Source organism: Paenibacillus sp. AR247 (assembly GCF_002968895.1).
GTDB classification, from domain to species: domain Bacteria; phylum Bacillota; class Bacilli; order Paenibacillales; family Paenibacillaceae; genus Paenibacillus_AQ; species Paenibacillus_AQ favisporus.
Map to the genome: position 1 here is coordinate 2,302,745 of NZ_PCZT01000009.1, position 18,865 is coordinate 2,321,609.

Below are 18,865 nucleotides of genomic sequence, written 5' to 3' on the forward strand. Positions count from 1 at the left end.
CATTTGTCATTTGGATCGCGCGGTACGCATATTCGAATTCACTGTGGCCGGTCAAGAACACGACTCTGCATCTGGGCCAGTACTTCTGGATTTCCTCGGATAATTCCAGCCCGCTCATGCCGGGCATGGCTATATCGGTCAAGACGATGTCGATTCTCGTACGCGACATCCAATCCAGCGCTTCCTTGGCGGAATAGGCTTTGCACACATCCAGCCGCTCCGGTTGATAGCGGTTGAACACTTCATACAGTCCGTCCGTAATGATATCTTCATCGTCAACGATGAGCAGTCTGTACATCCCCGTTCTCCTCCCTGATCTTGATACGAATGGCGGCCTGAAGCCCGCCCAGACTGCTTCTGGACAAGAACAGTCCGCTGCCTTCGCCGTAAGTAAGCAGGATCCGCCGATGGATGTTGATCATCCCGGTCATTTCGTGGGATTCGGCAGGACCTGTTACCCGATGCTGGAGGGCTTCGAGCCCGGCATCGTTGATGCTGTTCCCGTTATCCTCCACTTTGATGACGCATTCGGAGCCGGTTCGCTCAAACGTAACGCGGAGAAACCCTTCGTTCGGCATGCTCTCCAGACTGTGCTCATAGGCGTTCTCGATCAACGGTTGGACGATCAACCTCGGCACCTTGACGCGCTGCATGTCCACAGGCAATTCATCGAACTGGACACGAATGCGCCGGGAGAAGCGGAGCTGCTGGATTTCCGTGTACATTCTCGCATGCTTGATTTCTTCCGACAGCGTGGCATGGTCCTCGCCGTTGCGGGCGATGAACCGGTAATACTCGCCGAGCATGATCGTAAACAGCTCGATCCGGTCCGTATCGCCCGTCTTGGCCAGCGAGTTCAGGATAAAGAAGCTGTTATACAGGAAATGCGGTTTGATTTGCGACTGCAGCTGCTTCAGTTCGGCCTTCTGCATCATCAATTTCTGTTTGAAATCTTGATCGATCAAGGTCTGCAGCTTGACGAGCATCTGATTAAACCGGTCATACAAATAGCCGAACTCATCCTTCTGCTCATGCTGGATCGGAATATCGAGGGTCCCGCCTTCCATCCTGCGAAAGCTTTGGACGAGCGACAGCAGCGGACGATGAACGTAACGGTAAGTGGAATAGGCATATACGATAATGGCAAAAACCGAAGTTACCGCAAACACCCATGCCCACAGATTGAATTTGATCAGCGGTCTCTTGACCGTTCCCTCCGGTAAGTACGAAACGAGCGAGAGGGCCAGCTTGTCGGAATTGGCGATATTGAAATGGTACTCCCTTCTCCCGATATCGAGCAGCATCGTACTGTCGTCCACGCCCTTGGCCGCCTTTATAAAATCCTCCAGCAGCTCTGGCGGCGTTCCGGTGCTGGACAATGTGAATCCAGCTTCCCTCGCGATCAGAATCGAGCCGCTTCCGGGATACACGCTGAGCGGTTTCAATGAGTCCTTCAGCTTGTTGTTATCCAATTCGATTTGAACGAGATACAGCGGATCCTCCACATTGTTCCCGCCAAACTTCGAGGCGGTGAGCTGAAGCGAATCCCCCTGCCGCATCAGCCGGGCGCCGCTTCGTTCTCCGATGGAGCTTATTTCATCATATCTTTGCTGGTCCAGCGTACGGACGGCATTGCTGGCCGAAATCGTTTTACCGATCGAATAAATATGGACATAAATATCTTTGATGTACGGGCTGCTGTTTTTTATGGAAGTCAGACGGTGGAGCAAGTAATTTACGCTCGACCTTTTCTCGGCGCTGTCCATCATCCCCCAGGTGACGGCAATCTTATGGAGCTCGCTTTCCTGCAAAATGTCAAACTGCTGAATTTCAAGCCATTCGATTTCCCGATTCAGCCCCTCAAGATAGGACGATAACTGCGCCAGTGAATTTCTTGATATTTCTTCGCTTGCGTTGGTATAGCTCCAATTGTACAGGTATACGCCGAGCAGAATAATCGGGAGGATCACCACCAGATACATCAGAACGAGCCTGGCCAGGATGGTATGACGCAATGAATTCACAGGAATCCTAATCAAAACAACGCCTCCGATGCACTAATCTTTCTGTTTGTTCGAGTACCATTTATTGACTTCGGCTGTCATTTTATCACCACCCAGACGATGCCATTCCTCGACGAAACGGTCAAATTCATCGATGGGATGCCCGAGGATAATATTGGTGAACGTATCCATCGTCAGAGAGTCGAGAATCGATTGTTTTTCGATCATCGTATCGGTTGGCGCACCTACAAAGCTCTCATACAATAACTGGTTGTTCCTTTTATACCGGTCAAGGATGGAAAACGCTCCCGACGGGCCATAGGTTCGTTCCCAGCCCCAGCCGGACGGATTGCCACGGGTCAGATAAGCCTCGATGTTCTTTTGAATCGACCTTGCCTCATCCTTAAGCACATTAGGGTTTCCGGTTCGGCGTGCCTCTTCAATTTGGTAGTAGGCGTCCAGATTCTTCAGTGCAGGATACGGAGTAACCGGAGAAAGCTGCCAAGCCGGATATGGGGTGCTGTAATAGATTTCGTACTCGGCCGTCGCTCCCCAGTTCTTTTCCAGATGCAAATTGAACAGCTTTACGATGGCCTCGGGATGCTGGACTCCCTTACGGACGGCAAGAAATTGATGGGTAGCGAAGCGGAGCGGCACTTTCGCCGGTTTCCCTGTAGCCGAAACAATGGGAAAAGCCTGCCATCTGGCTTCCGGATCCTGCTCATGATTGCCCTGCACGACCATATATTGGGGAAGGCGTCGTAACCGGCCATAAATGCCGACAAGCCCATCACGGGATCCCACAAATATTGGGTTACCGGGAGCCCCAATGTATCGTTTTTTCCGTTTCGGTCGGGGTCATTTTCTGTAAACGCTTTCGAAATGTTCAGGACGTCATTCATCGTTTGTGGCGGCTGTAAGCCGAGACGGTCCAGCCAATCAGTCCGGATCCAAATATACTGTGCTCCCTCGATCGATGCGCTTGTCTCGGGAATTCCCATCAATTTGCCGCCTACCGTGGCCGCTTCGAACGGCCCGGTCCCCTCCTGGCCCAAAATTTCCTTCGTGAACGGCGCCGCATATTTCTCATAGGCTTCGGTCAAATCCTGAATCAGGCCCGCATTGCTCAGCTGACGCAGCTGATCCGCATCGACTCTCACGACATCAGGCAGGTTTCCCGAGGCAAGCGCAACGCCCAGCTTCTGATTATAAAGGGTGCCTTTAGCTGTCCAATCATACTTGATCTGGATGCCCAGAACTTGTTCATACAGCCGGGTCCACCTATTATCTTCCAGTGTTTCTCCCGGAAACGTTTTGATCAGGTTGTCCAAATCATCGCTCGTCTCCCGCACGAAAGTGAGCTCAATCGGGGGATCATACTTCTCCAGGCCGGGTTCCGAGTAGATGTACTGACCATCGGTCTTCCCTGTTACCTCCTCACCGTCAGACACCCCGATCCGGTCGCACGACGCCAGCATGGACAAGGGCATCGTGACCGTCAGGACTAGACCAACTACACTCCATTTGGGAATACGCAATGCGCCAACCCCATTTCGATTAGATTCATTAAAGCGTATCAAGACTATTATCTTGATGGCGTACGCACACAAGCAACCCGCATCTTTTTACTTGCTAACCCATTTTTTACTTTTTATTGTAAGCGCAATCATTTTCTCTATTTATTTTAAATCAGTTTTTATGATCCCTCCTATTCATAAACTAAAGAAATACCCCCAATAAATGCAGGACTTTGCGCCAGTCAATTCCACTTCATTTCCTGCTCGGCCAGTAGCTTCTTAATTGCTTTCGAGGCTACTACGAATAGTTCAGGTTGGCTGAGCCCCGCAAGCTTTCCCGTTGCTTGCAGATGCGGTTCCAAAGACATAAATCCGGAATATCCCGTCTCTTTCAATTGCTGGAGAAGCAGACGCAGCTGCCCGTCTCCCTCGCCTGCAGGAACCACTGAACCATTGTCCATCCGTGCGTCCTTCACATGAATATAAGAGATGTAGCCGGCGAGCAGCGGGTATGCCTCAGACATGGGGTGTACCCTGCATTGTACGAAATTTGCGGGATCAAAGGCCGCTCTCATGCCTGGCGACGAAACGGCCTCCAAAATGTCCTTGCAGCGTTCTCCGGTATCGCCGTAAATATGGCTTTCATTCTCATGCAGCAGTACGATTCCGGCATCATTCGCCAGCTGAACGAGCCGCTTCATGCGACGGAAAACTTCCTCTCGGAATTTGTCATGTTCTCCCTCCAGAATATAAAAGGAAAAGATGCGGACAAACTTGGCTTGAAAAAACGCTGCCAAACGTATGGTGTGCTCGGCCTTCGTAAAATGTGGATCAAAGTCATCGGTGATCTTGATTTTTCCCAGAGGAGAGCCGATCGCGGAGACGCCGAATCCCCGCCGGGTCAGCCGTTCTTTAATCTTCACCGTTTCCTCTTCGGTTAAATTCAATACATTTTTCCCCCAGACTCCCCGCAGCTCCAGATAACGAATATTTTCCGATTCGAGGACATCCAGCTGTTCTTCCAAATCCGATGAAATCTCATCTGCGAATCCAGTTAATGTAATCATGACAAATCCCCCTTCATTTGCTGAACTGAAAATGAAATGCTTAATCACGAATGAGCAATACAATCTCGATTTTCTCTTGAAATTTCTGGAGCGAAACCTATGATTAGCTTAAAGGAGGCGGTGTACTTGGAAATTGAGCATCATCCTCATCTTGTTCCGAATATCTTTTCTGTTCATCGACCGTAGATGCTTTCCCGAGTGGACGATCCAGAAAGCGAAAATCGGCTTCCACGATCTAACGTTTGTGGTTGAAGGCATGGCGAATTACTATATTAATGGAGAGAAATTCACGGTAGAAGCAGGTGACATGATCTACGTTCCCGGGGGAAGCATCAGGGAAGCCCACACGTTCAAGGAGTCCCTTATGCATTCGTATCCGTTCAACTTTTTTTGGGCCGAACCGTATAATCATATCCATCTCCCGTTTAAAGGCGTCACCAAGAAAGTGATCACCAGGGAGATTCTGGGGTATATTCGTGAATTCAACCATGTATGGATGAGCAAGCAGCCGTTTTACCACATCCAGGCACGCGCTTTGTTCGAGCTTATCCTCCACCGTCTGCTCACCAACTATTACCGGAAAGCGCCCATGCCGATCGATCCGCGGATCAAGAAATTAACCGAATACATTTCAGAGCATTACTCGGAAAATCTATCGATCGCCGAATTGGCGGAATGGCTGCATCTGAGCCCCGTCTATTTGGGCAGGTTATTTAAGCAGAATACCGGTACGACACTCAAGGAGTACATCAAACGCATTCGCATCAACAATGCCGAAATGATGCTGTCATCCGGTGACTTTACCGTGAAGAACGCGGCGGAAATGTGCGGGATTGACGATATTTACTATTTCAGCAAGCTGTTCAAGGAAATGAAGGGCTATCCTCCATCTGCTGCAAGGAAGCAGTCAGGGCAGAAGCACCTCCTTGAATAAGGAGTCCCCACTTCGGATGTTTTCTTCGTGGGGACGGTACATATCACCGCTACTTTTTCCAAACCTCATCAATCGAAGCCTGGAACGGCTCTTTGTATTTTCCAATGACCGTGGAAACGGAATTTCCGTCAATAATGTCTCCGACTAGCTCGTAGTAAGGCATGGAAGGATACCCGTCTTTGCCGTCGACGACATTGATGCTTTCCCCTGCCATCTTTGCATTGTTGATGTCGTCTTCGTTCTTGAATAACGTTTCGAGCGAAGCTTGTTTCGGGTAGTCGTAGATGGACTCGATATCGTTGATTTTTTCATAAATGTAAACCAATTGCTCGGGATGTTCGACCGCCTTCGGGATCGTCAAGTAATTCGGAATCGTAAGATGGGAGTGGTACTCTGTAGCGCTGGGCCCTTTAGGGAAGGGCAGGAAGCCTATATCCAAATCAGGCATATCCTTTTTGAATCCATCCATCTCATAATCGCTCCCGGCATACATCAGCGTGTTCCCTTGACGGAAAAATTGGCCGGGTTCGGTCCAATCACCGCCTTCGGTCGGTCTGGCGATGTTTTCCGTTGCGAGCTGGGATATGAAGTTTAAGGTTTCTTTCGTTTTCGGGTCCTCCAGATTTTGCTTATCTCCCGACACGATATTTGCGTCGTTGGCCGCCAGAGCCTGAACTAAAATGGAAGCGGAAGCGAGCCCCCAGGTGTCCAGCTTACCGTCATTATTCGTATCTTTGTTCGCCTCTTTGGCTGCCTGGATGAAGGTCTCCCAATTCCAGTTGTCTTCGTTGACGTATTCCTGCAGCGGCTTGAGGCCCAGTTTCTCCATCAAGGTTCGATTATAAAAAATACCTGATGAAGCACCGTTGATGCCTGCCCTGAACCCGTAGCCCCTGCCCTCAAACTGCGAATAATCGTTCGTGTACTGCTGAATAAATACGTTCTGATTTTTTGTGAATTCATCAACCGGGGAGAATAAATCCTGCTTCACGAGCGTTGGAATCATCCAAGGTCTGGCCATCCGGATAATGTCGCCGAGCGGCTCTCCCGCGAGCAGCGATGACGTCACTTTATTCACGTACTCGCCATAGTCGATCGTGACGTATTCCATTTTAAAGTTATGCTTCTTCATGAGTTCGTCCAGGTTCTGCTTCTTTTTAATATTGTCCGGATTATCTTCCTTGATCGATTCGTCGTACCAAGATACCCATTTGATCGTCCGGCCACCCATGTCGAAATTCATTTCCGAAGTACCGCTCTCTTCAACACCAAACCAGCACCATTGACTTACGCTTCCTCATAAAATACCCCCCTTTGGATTTCGCTGTCTCCAAATAGGACAGCGCTTTCAAAACATGAGCTTGCACGCGTATGCCTCGTGATGACCGAAGAATCGGTTCCGATGCCTGTTGGACCCTGATGAACTGCAAGCACACGGATCATGTTAAATGGATTTCCGGCAAACAACCATAGATAATCTAAATGGCATTTGTAAGTTTTAAACATCATTTCGGACTTTCAAAAAACGGAATATGCGCTATGAAAAACGTCTATCGACGTACCTTCAAAGAAGACAGACCGCGTGTAGCTGAAGTTTTTCTTGCGATAATAGAATGGTTCAGCTTCGCTGAAATTTTAAATTCTATAATCTTCAAAAAAAAAAGAAACCTATCCGTAAAGGAAAGGTTTCTTCCTGATCCATGATGCTAAACTCGAAACAGCAGCTGCGAGAAATGGTACAGATCGTTTTTCCAAACCGGCCAATCGTGACCGCCGCTTTCCTCGTACCAGACATGAGGAACGCCGTGCTCTGACAAATACGAGTGCGTCCGGTCACTGATATGCTTCAGGTCATCCTGGTCTCCGCAGGATAGCCAGAGCAGTCTAAGCAGATTTGCTGCCTCTTCTGGATTCGGTACGAGCAGTTCGGGGACCTTGGTATTCGGGGCCGGAGAAAAAGCTCCTACCCAGGCAAAGCGGTCGAGATGATTCAATCCGATATTCAGCGCCTGCCCTCCGCCCATGGACAAACCGGCGATACTATAATTCTCTCTGCCTGTGAATACCGGGTATTTCGATTCAATAAAAGGAATCAGATCATGAAGCAAATCGAACTCGAAGGTCTCGAAGGCTTTCACCTTGTCGGGATCGAATATGTCTCCTTCCGCCCTGTCGTTCGGCATCGCGCGGCCATTAGGGAGTACGACGATCATGGGCTCGAGCTTGCCGTCGGCGTAAAGATTATCGAGCACGACCTGTATATTGCCGTGATTCTTCCATTCGGCTTCATCCCCGCCTATTCCGTGCAGGAGAAAGAGCACGTTATACTTGTGTTGTTCTGAGTACCCGGGTGGGGTGTATATGAACGTTTTGCGGTCACAGCCGACAGTTTCTGAATCATATTCCACAAGTTCGATTTGTCCGCGGCTGATATGTTCCCTATATTGGTCAAAGCCCGTTGGCGCTGTTTCTATCAATTTCTTTTCCTCCCCTGTTATGGACTCACATGATTAAATAGAACTGTACAAAGTACAAACAAGCTTTACAGCACGTAACCAAACCCCAGAATAGTAAAGCGTTTATGTTCGCTGCCCGCCGCCATACGGATCTCTACGGTATGCTGCCCTGATTCCGGCTCATCGTACAAAATAACCGCACTGCAGTGCGTCCAATTCACTTCATGCGGATCAGCGGTCAGCTTGTGCTTTCCGTCCACCCGAATCTCCGCGGATCCGAAATCGCTGCTTCCCGAGTCTTTAAATACGAGAATGAGACGCTTGCTCCTGATGGTCATTGTAAAATGGCCCTCTCCCGATCCGGCAGTATGCATCCAGTTATGAGGAAACTGGGGCGTGCCGTAATCGTGATCGTCCATTTCCGCGAGCTGCAGATCGGTATCGGTCTCCCGAAAACCACCGGTATCGATCTGAGCGATACGGTCAACGTTCTGGCGATCCAGCAGCCGAGTCTGAACGTAATCGTTGCCGATCAACGGCGGTTGATCGGTCAGGACATCCTCCTCATCAGGAGCAGACCGGTCCGTGACTTCGAACAGCCAGTCCAGGCAATCCGCCATGATCTGATGGCCGCTATTCGTCGGATGATAGATATCATAGAAAAACTGCCTTTTGGAGATGACGCCTCCTTGGTCCCTGGCCAAACTGAACTGCTCGACGACGGCATCCTTTATGCTGACCATGGGAAGGTCGTAGTGCCACCCGACCGGAGCCAGCCGATCCTGAAGATTCCAGTCGTTCAGGAACACGCTGAACAGCAAGATCACCGCAGGCCGGCTATCGCCCCCAAGCGCCTTGAGCACCAAGCTTTCGTAGCAATTGCCCCGCGTCTCATCGCCGGCGTCATTGACGGCAAACTCCACGACCACGATATCCGGATTCTCCGTACCGTCCCGGAGCACATCCCGATCATAACGTACGATCCCCAGCTCTGACGGCGTCCCGCCTACTCCCGCTTTGATCAGACGGATCGGACTGCCTTCGGAGGAGGCGAACCGCTTCCTAAAAAGATCGTACGACCTGTAGGCGTAACCGTTTACAGGAAGCGGGATAGCCCCAGCTCCATGGGTGATGGAGCCGCCGATGTAGGCGATGGTGACCGGCTCCCCTCTCTTCGCTTTTTCGATGGCCGCTTTCAATCTCTTGTTGTTGCCTCGATTCAAAAGAGATTTGGCGACCATGTCACGGTAGGACTGCCCTTCAAAGTCAACCGGAGGATCGATCATGTCTTCGGCAGCTTGATCATCTTCACGCCGGTTTTCGGGGTCCCGCGGAGCCGCAGGGCCGCGAGCTTCGTTCGTGGATGCAGCTGGATGGTCTGTCATGGGAAATCCCCTTTTCACTGTGATTAGGAATTTGCGTTTCGATTTATCAAACTTCATTATCCCTGCAGCGGACGGATAAACTCAATCCGCATCTCTTTACATACCCACCCGATGTTTACTGCTTACGGGGCAGAAATACCTAACCGATCTCCCGGTTGATGCCATTTTCTGTAAGCTACAGGTTTAAGAGACGTCCGCTTCTCGAATTCTCTTAAAAAATGGTGATAGTGGACATATCCGAGATCCTCTGCGATCACCCGCACCGTTTCTTCGGTGTCGCACAATCTTCTTTTGGCTTCGGCAATCCGCAAATCGTGGATGTATTCCAGAATGCCGACACCGTTCTTTTTGATAAACGCCTGCCCTAAATAAACCGGATTGATAAAAAATCGTTCCGCAATCTTCTTGATCGTCAGATTCTGATGGAAATTCTCTTGCAAATAACGCTCGATTTGCACCAAGGGATGCTCGGAATTCATTTCTTTGTAGTGCTTGACGGTTCCCATGCATAACTCTAAAAACGTGTGCAGCGACTGCTTTAACGCAGCAACGGAACCCGGCTTCGTTCTTAAAAAATGGAACACATCCCGCCATAAATCCATGGTCCCGCCGAATTCCCTGATCAGCTCGATACTTTTCATGACGATCTGAATGCTTGCCATGTATGCCACTTCAGGGGCAGTCTTGTTATCCTTAAATGTCTCGAACAACTGATGGAGCATATCGCAAACTTTCTGCTCCTGTGATCTCTCGACAGCGATAAGCAATTCATCCAAGACAAGGGACGGAGGAAGAACGTAACTCATTTCATGCGAGGAATCCGGGTCAACGTCAATCACCCCTCCCTCCTCCGAACGGAAGAAGTGCTGAAGGGAAGCCTTGGCTGCCCTCATATAAGACTCAGGCAAGTCATGAAGGGTTTGAACCGAGGGACCGACGGACACGGAGCAGTCAAGGCCATGCTCCAGCAGTTCTTCATGCACGCGCCGCGCAAGCTCTAATGGTTTACGTGCAGTATCTACGATAAGACCGGCTTGATTGCAGTACATATCTATATATAACGCATGTACTGACTGGGACAGCGACCGGCAAATTTCCGTTCCCTCGCATGTCAGCCCTTCAATGTGGATATACCGCCAGCCGGTGGCTTGCTGATTCATCTGATCCATCAATTGCGCAATATCCCCGTCGACTTCGGTCAGTTCTCCGCGAAGCATTCGGGAAAGGGCGATGGCCAAGACTTGTTTGGAGGTAGCTTCTTCTTGCTCCCTGGTGCGTGATTTGGCGTCAAGTTCATTAATAATCGTCGCGATCATCGCATCCCACTCAGGCTCAATGACCGGTTTGAGCATATAAAATCTCACCCCGTATCGAAGAGCCGTGCGGGCATATTCAAAGTCGCTGTACCCGCTGAGAACAACAAAGATCGGATCATAATGTTCTATGGAACGGACTCGGCGTATCAATTCCAGTCCGTCGATCCCCGGCATGCGAATATCGGTGACCACCAAATCCGGCAGCGTGTCCATAATCAGAGACAGGGCATCTTCGCCGTCGTCGCATGCTCCGCAGATTTGAAAACCGAGTCCTTCCCAATCGCTCAACATCTTCAGCCCCTCGAGGGCAATCGCTTCGTCATCCACAAGAAGCACGCTATACATGAATTTCACCTCCCGCTTGTGCATGAACCTGGTTCAACGGGATTTGGATTACGATCGCCGTACGTACATATGGATCGCTTTCAATGACAAGCTTGGCCTGACCGTCGTAGTACACTTTCAGACGCTTATACACGTTGCGCAGTCCGATATTTTTTCCGGTGTCATCGTCCGAATGAAGATTCCGGTTGATCCAATCCAGCTTGTCCTTGTTCATGCCGATCCCGTTGTCTTCAACGGTAATGATAAGGTTCTCATAGGACCGATGGATCCCGATCCGGATCAATCGTGCTCCTTTGACCGATTGGAGTCCATGCTTGCAAGAGTTTTCCACGAGCGCTTGGATGCTCATTTTAGGGATCCGGTACTTCATCAGGCCGGGATCAACGTCCAGCTCATAGGAAAACCGGTCCTGGAACCGGAATTTTTCGATCTGGAGGTACATTTCAATGAACATCACCTCCTCCTCAATCGTCACCAGGTCATCTTTCCAGCTTAACAATCTGCGCAGAATCTGGGCCAGATTGCGAATAATATCAGTCACCTGCTCGTACTTGTATTTTTTGCAGATGACCAGCACCGCATTTAATGTATTAAATAAAAAGTGGGGGTCCACCTGGCTTTGCAAATAGTTCAATTCCGCCCTGACCCGTTCCAGCTCGAGATCCTTCTTCTGGATTTCCAGCTTGTAGACGTCATTGATCAAATTGCGGATTTTTTCGGTCATCATGTTAAAGCTCCGTAGGAGTCCGCCGATTTCGTCTTTGCCTTCGTACATATGAATCGTTTCGAAACGTTCGTAGTTCACAAGTTTCATATGCTTGTACAGCTGCTTTACTCTTAGATTGTAGGAACGCAGAATGACTACAAACAAGATGGCCGGGATCAGCGTGGTGATCAGAGCCAAAATCAGGATAAAACGAAGGATATGACGAAGCTCGCCGCTGATATCTTTCCTTTCGGGCGTTCCGACCAGATTCCAGCCCTGTGTATAATTTGCCGGTCCTAATGGCCTGATAATATCCTTTATCGCTCCATCTCCGGAAGCTCCACTCTCAACAGGGAGGCTCAACAGTTGACTGTCACCCGCATCATCATGCGACTGGTCGGATGCCAAAACGATTCTGTTTTTGTCATCGATCAGCTTTAATGTCATATAATCCCGTTCCTTGGCGAACAATTCTTTCAGACTGTCCAATCTCAAATCGATCCGCAGATACTTTGTATGCTTTAATAGTCCGGGGTAATTGTCCATTTTCCGAATGATGCTGATGTATACCTTCTTTTGATTCGGGTACATCGGGTTCGTATCCAAATACGAAGTGAGCAGCACTTTTTCTTTGCTCCCGGCGATTTTTTGATACCACTCGCTGTTCTTATCGCTGTCCTGCAAGCAAAATAGCTGTTACCGCTTTGAATGGTCGGATTCGTCGTATATACGCCAAGCCATAAAATATAGGAATGCAGGTTGCTGTACTGACGCAGCCGATCTCTTAATACATTGTCGTAATTTTCATAGTACTCATCATAATCCGCATAGTTATAATCCAGCATTTCATTCAACGTCCGGTCCGCAGCTACCGTGTTGCCGATGGCAACGCATTCATTAACCATTTGCATAAAATCGTAACCCGCCCGCTCTACCGAAATTTGCAGATTTTCCTGTTCACGGGTTTCGGCATTTTTACTGGTCTGCAAATAGAACAGCGTATTGATGCTGATGATCGGAATAAGCACACCGAGCAGGATGATTAAAAACTTGTATCTTAAAGGGATATCGTCCATGAGAGCTGAGGTCTTCCACTTCACGTTCATGCACCTGTCTCCTGCATCATATTTTCAGCCCTTCTTATATACCGAAGGGGATATGCCGTTGATGGCTTTAAATTTGGCCGTAAACTGATCGGTATCGGCATAACCGACACGAGCCGCGATCTCGCAAATATTCAAGTCGGTTCGCCGAAGTAGCTTCATAGCTTCTTCAATCCGCACGGCATGATAATATTCGTTAAAGGAAATGCCTAGTTTCTTCTTGAAGCGCTGTCCCAGATAGGCCGCATTGACATGCAGAACCTCGGCGATATCCTGCAGCTTCAGTTTCTCGGGATAATGATCACGAATGAATTCTATCGCTTTCGATATGTTTTGATCCGTCTGAACCCCATCTTCTTCAGCAAACCACTCCGCCGCTTCACGGAGCTCGGTCAGGGTTTGTTTTTCAAGGTCGCTTTGCATCGTCAACGCCGGTGAGCCGTTAAACCATTTCCTCTCCCAGTCCGCTGTGCTGCCTCCCCTTCTGCCGATTTCATGGAGGAGTTCAACCTTGATATTGGCTGCATAAGCGCTGGTCCACGGTTTTGAAGCGTGGTTTCCCGAAATGACAGCGAAAAACTCGCGCACACGACCGGGCAGCTCATCCACCCTGCCTTCCACAACCGCCTTTGTGAGCGATTTCATAAACGCAGAGGGAAGAAGGAGCTGCTGTTCCAGATTCTCCTCCTCATAATAATAAACCTCTTGATGACGGTTATCGAGACGGGAAACCCCAGCGGCAGCGGCTTCTTGGAAAACGGTGTTGAGGGAATACGGTCCTCTATGCTCATCGCTCACCGAGAAGGTGACATTCTCCTCATAATCGTTTCTAATACATCGGATAAACCGGGTAACAAGAAGGGGAGTCAATTCCGGTCCGTCGGGGCCGGATATCAATACGTAGCCGTGCTTGTCCTGCCCGATCACGAAAGGAAGCACGGTAATATGCTCTATTTGCTGTTCGGCCAGACGGCTCAGCCGATCCAGCAGCCGACAGCCGCGAACATTTCCATGCTCCAAAGCAGCTCCATACACGAGCATGCAGCGAATCCGCGAATCATCGCCGATGGGGAGCTGCCTAACCGCCTGCTCCAGCTCTTGCGGAGCGTATTCTCTTGTGAGAAGCTGTGAGAGCAGTTCTGTTTGGACATAGGCAGTCTCGGCTCTGCGGTACGCATCCGATTTCCGCTCAGACTGGATCTCCGAAGCTATGTTTTTCACGGCCGATTCCAACTCGCCCTCATCCAGAGGCTTGGTCAGGTAGTTGCAAACGCCATATTGAATGGCTGTCTTGGCATATTGAAAATCAGCATATCCGCTTATAATAATAAATTTCGGTTGGGGAGCCCCGCCCTGCACCTGCTTAATCAGCTCTAATCCATCAATGACGGGCATACGAACATCCGTAATGACCAAATCGGGATTGAGACTCTGGATTAGCTGCAAGGCGTCATCCCCATCCATAGCCGTACCACAAATCTCAAAGCCCAATTCGGTCCAGTCTACCAAAAAACACAGACCTTCCAGCATTAAGGGTTCGTCGTCGGCAAGTAAGACTTTAAGCATTTGGCATCACCGCTCCACCGATTGAATTTGCTTCATTATACACCCATGGAATAGGAGAAACCGTTCCGGCAGCTGCCGGAACGGTACTGTTCTCGTCTGAAACGAGCGCCCGAAAAATTTTTATCTTTGACACTTCCCAAGTTCAAGCCTACCACAAAGTACCTTTGCAAAAAAGGATAAACGAATAATATCGGCATCGCGGTCACGATCGTGATTGCAGCCTGAATGGACGCCGGCGTTACCATGGCCTGGGTTTGGTTGGTATTTGCCCCTGCCATCATGGACGGATCGTTATTCGTGCTCATGGTCGATCCAAGCAGCTTCATCATTTCATACTGGAGTGAACTGAGGTTCTGTTCGGAAGAAGCGTACAGGAACGTGTCGAACCAGGAATTCCAGGAGCCTACGGCGATGAACAAGGCAATGGTCGCAAGGACGGGCGTACACAGCGGAAATACGATCCGCCAGAAAATCCGGAAATCACCGGCTCCGTCAATTTTGGCGGATTCAACCAGGCTTCCCGGGAGCGACCTGATGTACGTTCGGATCACGATCAGGTTAAATGCGCTGACCAAACCCGGCAGGATATAGACCCAGAAGCTGTTCCGCAAACCCAGGTCTTTGATCAAAAAATAGTTGGGAATCAAGCCTGCGTTGAAGTACATCGTCAATATAAACAGCATGCTTATTTTTTTGCGGAAAATATAGTGAGGCTGGGCCAATGTATAAGCCAGCATGGTCGTCAGAAATACGCCGAGCACGGTCGAAATGACGGTACGGGACACAGAAATGAACGCGGCGTGATAGATCGTGCCCGATACGAATACCGCTTTATAATTTTGCAAGGTCCAGGTGTGCGGCCAAACGTACACGCCCCCCTTCAGCGAATCGCTTCCGTCATTAAATGAAATCGCCATCGTATGAAGAAAAGGGTACAGCGTGACAATGACGACAATCAGCATAAACAGCGTATTCAGCGTATGGAAAACGACGGGTTCCAGGCGAAACTGACTCTTGACTTCTGTTTTCATTTCCCCGTCCTCCTCTATACCAATCGTTCTTCGCCAAGACGCTTTGCGATGGAATTCGCAATCAATACGAGTATGACGCTCACGATCGTTTTAAATATGCCTGCAGCCGTGGCAAGGGAATAATTCCCCATCGATATCCCGTACTTCAGCACGAAAATATCAATCGTTTGCGACCAGTCCACGACCAGGCCGTTCCCCAGCAAATACTGAACCTCAAATCCTGCATCCAGGATATGCCCGATATTCATAATGAGCAGGATGATAAAAGTGGACTTGATCCCAGGGAGCGTTACATACCTCATTTTATGAAACCTGCCTGCACCGTCGATGGAAGCGGCTTCGTAAAGGGACGGATCGATCGAGGTAATGGCTGCCAAATAGATGATCGTATTCCAGCCAACCTCTTTCCAAACGTTCGACAGCCCGACGATTCCCCAAAAATAGTGTCCTTTACTCAGCCACATCACGGGCTGATCAATCAGATGCAGCTTCATGAGTACTGTGTTGACGATGCCGTCATCCACAGATAAGGAAGTCGCAACAATGCCTGCCGCGATGACCCATGACAGAAAATGCGGCAGATAGGATATGGTTTGTACCGTCCTTTTAAAGAACCGCACCTTGATTTCGTTCAGCAGCAGTGCCAAGGCAATCGCCGTTACAAAACCCAAAACCAGGTTGATGAAACTCATGGCAATCGTATTTCGCAGCACCCCAAGGAAGGCATCGTCCTGAAACAGAAAACGGAACTGCTGCAGTCCAACCCAATCCTGTTTCCAGAAGGACAGGGCCGGACGATAGTTTTGAAAAGCCATCAGCCATCCCCAGACGGGGACATATGAAAATATGATTAAGTAAATGGCAATTGGAACCGACATGAATATCAGCTGCTTTTGGGCTTTCAGGGTTTTCCAGCTCAGGCTGACGCCAATTTCCGGGTCCACTCTCTTCTTCTTCTTGCTCTTGACCTCCCCGGTCAGCACGATTTCAGACATCTCGTTGTTCCCCTCCCTTATGTCATTTCCAATACGGGGCGGGGAATGAATTCCCCGCCCCGTTTGGATTTCTACAGCTCTTACTTGCTGCTCCAGTTCTTAATCCGCCATTGAATTTGCTCATTCATGCGGTCTTCGTAAGCCTTAATATCCAGCTTGTGGATCTGATTCACATAATCCTGCCATACACTATCAAATTCCGAAGGGGAAGCCATAATCGCTTTCGGCAAATATTTTACCGATAGGTCGTTTAATTTGGTGCTGGCCAGTTGAGCGGCCGAGCCGTCCTCCAGAATGATGGTATAAGCCGGAAAATATACCGGGTTCGGGCCGGGCTCCTTGAAAAATTCCGCCCAGGTTTTATGATTGTATGCTTTCAAGATCTCTTGATCATAAGGCTTCAAGCTATCGTAAAATTCCTGCGGCTGGGTTCCGGGATCTGTCGCGTTGCCATCACTGTAAGATCCCTGCATTTTAGGCATGTATCCAAAGAACGAATCTGCCTTGTTCGCTAATTTCCAGGTATTGTTGTCCGCATTTTTCCGCTGCTCCGGAGTCCGGTAGAACGTGCCGTCCTCTTTTACCTCATAATCTTCTCCCTTGATTCCCCATTGCAGCGTCTTCTGCCAATCCTCTGTCATCAATGCATCCATAAACTTTATAATCCGGACCGGATCTTTGGCTTTTACGGAAATACCGAATCCGCGATTGAGATTCAAACCTCCGCGATCGCGGTAGTATTCCTTTGCACCGGGATACATGAGCGGAAAGCCGACGTAAGTGCTTCCAATTTTCCCTTGGGAAATCAGGGAATTCTCACCATCTTGGAAGTTCCAATGCTGATCGAACATGCCGATCACCCGCCCGCTGGCGATTTTGGCCAGGTACTGGTCATAGTTCTGCACGAAGGCTTCTTTATCCAGCAAGCCCTGCGCGTTCACTTCATTCAGCTTCTTATAGTAGGTTTTCGCGATATCCTTGTCCGCAAAAATTTGCGCCTTGTTGTTGTCCACGATCACGCCGCCGTCATTAGGGTGACCGGATAAATGCTCCGGCGCGTTCTGGAGCGGAAATACCCTCCAGTCAAAATTCAAGGTTTCAAATCCGATCATATCCGGATGTTTGGCCTTATATTTCGCGATAATATCAAAGTACTCTTCCAGCGTTTTCGGCGTAGGATAGCCCATTTCTTTCAAAACATCCTTTTGCAAATAGAACCCCGGTCCCTGATAGGTCGTATCGTGAACCGAACCGGTGTACACGCCGTAGCTTGGGAGTACATAAATATGTCCGTCCTTCGGATCCTTCATTTGATTCCATACTTCCGCAGTATAAACTCCAGAGCCTATTGCTTCCTGATATTGCAAGAAAAACTTCCTTTAAACGCGGTCTGTCTTCTTTGAAGGTACGTCGATAGACGTTTTTCTTATAATATCAGAATGTATAAACTCCAGAGCTATTGCTTCCTGATATTGACAAGAAAATTACCTTTAAACGCGGTCTGTCTTCTTTGAAGGTACGTCGATAGACGTTTTTCTTATAATATCAGAATGTATAAACTCCAAAGCTATTGGTAAATCTTCCAGCGGAATATAAGCCCCCGCATTGATCAGTTTGTCATTGCCCGAGATGAGATCCGGGTAGTCGCCGCCTGCGATCATAACGCCCAGCTTCTGCTGCAGATCCCCGACCAAAAATTCCATATTCAGACTGACGCCGGTTTTTTCTTTAATCAATTTATAAATTTTGTTGTCGGCCGTAGGCTGCTGGCCCGGGGCGTCCATAAATACAGACAGGGTAATGGGTTTCGTATCGTCCCCGCTTGATTCAGCCGCCGATCCCCCGCCGCTCGTTTTTCCTGATCCGCTGCAGCCGGATAGCAGCAGTGCCGTAGAAATCATGCCGATACACAAAACGATGAGTGAACGTTTTACCTTTTTGCGCATTTCTTTGTGCCCTCCCCTTTTTCATCTATTGTTACACATTCTCACCCGGTGATAACTAAATTATATCTTTCTAGAAATCGCTTACAATTCACAAACTCAAGATGTTCCCCCTAAAAATATAGTCGCCCAAGGTTTGACACAAACAAGCGCCCCGCGGCGAATTGACGACAGCCGCGAGGCGCTTGCATACGGTGGATCATCTCATGATCCGTTCACTGAACATATTACCTGATGCTAAGGTAGAACTCATAGGGTTTCGTTCATATTTTCCTTGTTATAGTATAGTAGAGACATCATTCAAGGAGGGATAAGGATGGCCCATATTCATTTTGTTGAGTATAACACGACGCACCCAAGCAACTTTGTGATCGATGTTCCCGTGGGTCATCACTGGCTTCTTGTCATCACCAAGACTCCCGCGCAGTTCTGGGTCAATGGTGCACTCAAGGAATATCCTACGCACAGCGTTATCCTCTACCGCCCGCAGCAGAAAGT

At 49.1% G+C, this 18,865-nt stretch carries 14 protein-coding genes and 4 pseudogenes; 2 read left to right on the top strand and 16 right to left on the bottom strand.

Annotation, left to right across the window (positions count from 1 at the left end; genetic code table 11):
* The 5 genes from CPT76_RS19310 to CPT76_RS19325 form a co-directional block, all read right to left on the bottom strand.
* Positions 1-298, bottom strand: a 298-nt coding sequence (locus tag CPT76_RS19310) for a response regulator (protein ID WP_146116359.1), incomplete at its 3' end; no start/stop codon positions are given.
* Positions 276-2,039 (bottom strand): sensor histidine kinase, encoded by a 1,764-nt coding sequence (locus CPT76_RS19315; RefSeq protein WP_258168601.1) that lies wholly within the window; start codon positions 2,037-2,039, stop codon positions 276-278. The genes CPT76_RS19310 and CPT76_RS19315, both read right to left, overlap by 23 nt.
* Positions 2,040-2,057: 18 nt before the next feature.
* Complete coding sequence (locus tag CPT76_RS41535; RefSeq protein WP_308737635.1) at positions 2,058-2,660, bottom strand: type 2 periplasmic-binding domain-containing protein; 603 nt, start codon at positions 2,658-2,660, stop codon at positions 2,058-2,060.
* Entirely contained in the window at positions 2,588-3,541 is a 954-nt protein-coding gene (locus tag CPT76_RS41540) for an extracellular solute-binding protein (RefSeq protein ID WP_308737622.1), read from the bottom strand. The genes CPT76_RS41535 and CPT76_RS41540 overlap by 73 nt, the downstream gene beginning before the upstream one ends.
* Before the next feature lie 221 nt (positions 3,542-3,762).
* On the bottom strand, positions 3,763-4,587 hold the full coding sequence (locus tag CPT76_RS19325; RefSeq protein ID WP_105443977.1) for a sugar phosphate isomerase/epimerase family protein: 825 nt from the start codon (positions 4,585-4,587) through the stop codon (positions 3,763-3,765).
* A 133-nt stretch (positions 4,588-4,720) separates the two neighbouring features.
* Here CPT76_RS19325 and CPT76_RS19330 point away from each other — a divergent pair, with 133 nt between their 5' ends.
* A complete protein-coding gene (locus CPT76_RS19330) occupies positions 4,721-5,521 on the top strand; it encodes an AraC family transcriptional regulator (protein ID WP_258168602.1) in 801 nt (266 codons plus the stop codon).
* 49 nt (positions 5,522-5,570) lie between these two features.
* Here the strand turns inward: CPT76_RS19330 and CPT76_RS19335 are convergent.
* The 11 genes and pseudogenes from CPT76_RS19335 to CPT76_RS19385 form a co-directional block, all read right to left on the bottom strand.
* Positions 5,571-6,779 (bottom strand): annotated as a pseudogene (locus CPT76_RS19335) (ABC transporter substrate-binding protein); the annotation flags it as partial.
* A 448-nt stretch (positions 6,780-7,227) separates the two neighbouring features.
* A complete protein-coding gene (locus CPT76_RS19340) occupies positions 7,228-7,998 on the bottom strand; it encodes an alpha/beta hydrolase (protein WP_105443979.1) in 771 nt (256 codons plus the stop codon).
* Positions 7,999-8,063: 65 nt separating this feature from the next.
* Positions 8,064-9,362: an SGNH/GDSL hydrolase family protein gene (locus CPT76_RS19345; protein WP_308737623.1), complete on the bottom strand. Its 1,299-nt coding sequence runs from the start codon at positions 9,360-9,362 to the stop codon at positions 8,064-8,066.
* Positions 9,363-9,484: 122 nt separating this feature from the next.
* A complete protein-coding gene (locus tag CPT76_RS19350; RefSeq protein ID WP_181152930.1) occupies positions 9,485-11,023 on the bottom strand; it encodes a response regulator in 1,539 nt (512 codons plus the stop codon).
* Complete coding sequence (locus tag CPT76_RS19355; RefSeq protein WP_105443982.1) at positions 11,016-12,320, bottom strand: sensor histidine kinase; 1,305 nt, start codon at positions 12,318-12,320, stop codon at positions 11,016-11,018. Before CPT76_RS19355 ends, CPT76_RS19350 begins: the two co-directional genes overlap by 8 nt.
* Positions 12,251-12,835 (bottom strand): hypothetical protein, encoded by a 585-nt coding sequence (locus tag CPT76_RS19360; RefSeq protein WP_105443983.1) that lies wholly within the window; start codon positions 12,833-12,835, stop codon positions 12,251-12,253. Before CPT76_RS19360 ends, CPT76_RS19355 begins: the two co-directional genes overlap by 70 nt.
* Positions 12,836-12,859: 24 nt before the next feature.
* Complete coding sequence (locus tag CPT76_RS19365) at positions 12,860-14,398, bottom strand: response regulator transcription factor (protein WP_105443984.1); 1,539 nt, start codon at positions 14,396-14,398, stop codon at positions 12,860-12,862.
* A 35-nt stretch (positions 14,399-14,433) separates the two neighbouring features.
* Positions 14,434-15,429 carry a carbohydrate ABC transporter permease gene (locus tag CPT76_RS19370; RefSeq protein ID WP_105443985.1) on the bottom strand — a complete coding sequence of 332 codons (996 nt, stop codon included), beginning with the start codon at positions 15,427-15,429 and terminating at the stop codon, positions 14,434-14,436.
* 14 nt (positions 15,430-15,443) lie between these two features.
* Positions 15,444-16,424, bottom strand: coding sequence for an ABC transporter permease (locus tag CPT76_RS19375; RefSeq protein ID WP_105443986.1), 981 nt, complete (start codon positions 16,422-16,424; stop codon positions 15,444-15,446).
* Positions 16,425-16,504: 80 nt separating this feature from the next.
* Positions 16,505-17,822 (bottom strand): annotated as a pseudogene (locus CPT76_RS19380) (extracellular solute-binding protein); the annotation flags it as partial.
* Positions 17,823-17,944: 122 nt separating this feature from the next.
* Positions 17,945-18,307: pseudogene (locus CPT76_RS19385) on the bottom strand (hypothetical protein); the annotation flags it as partial.
* Positions 18,308-18,683: 376 nt separating this feature from the next.
* Here CPT76_RS19385 and CPT76_RS40085 point away from each other — a divergent pair.
* Positions 18,684-18,865: pseudogene (locus CPT76_RS40085) on the top strand (AraC family transcriptional regulator); the annotation flags it as partial.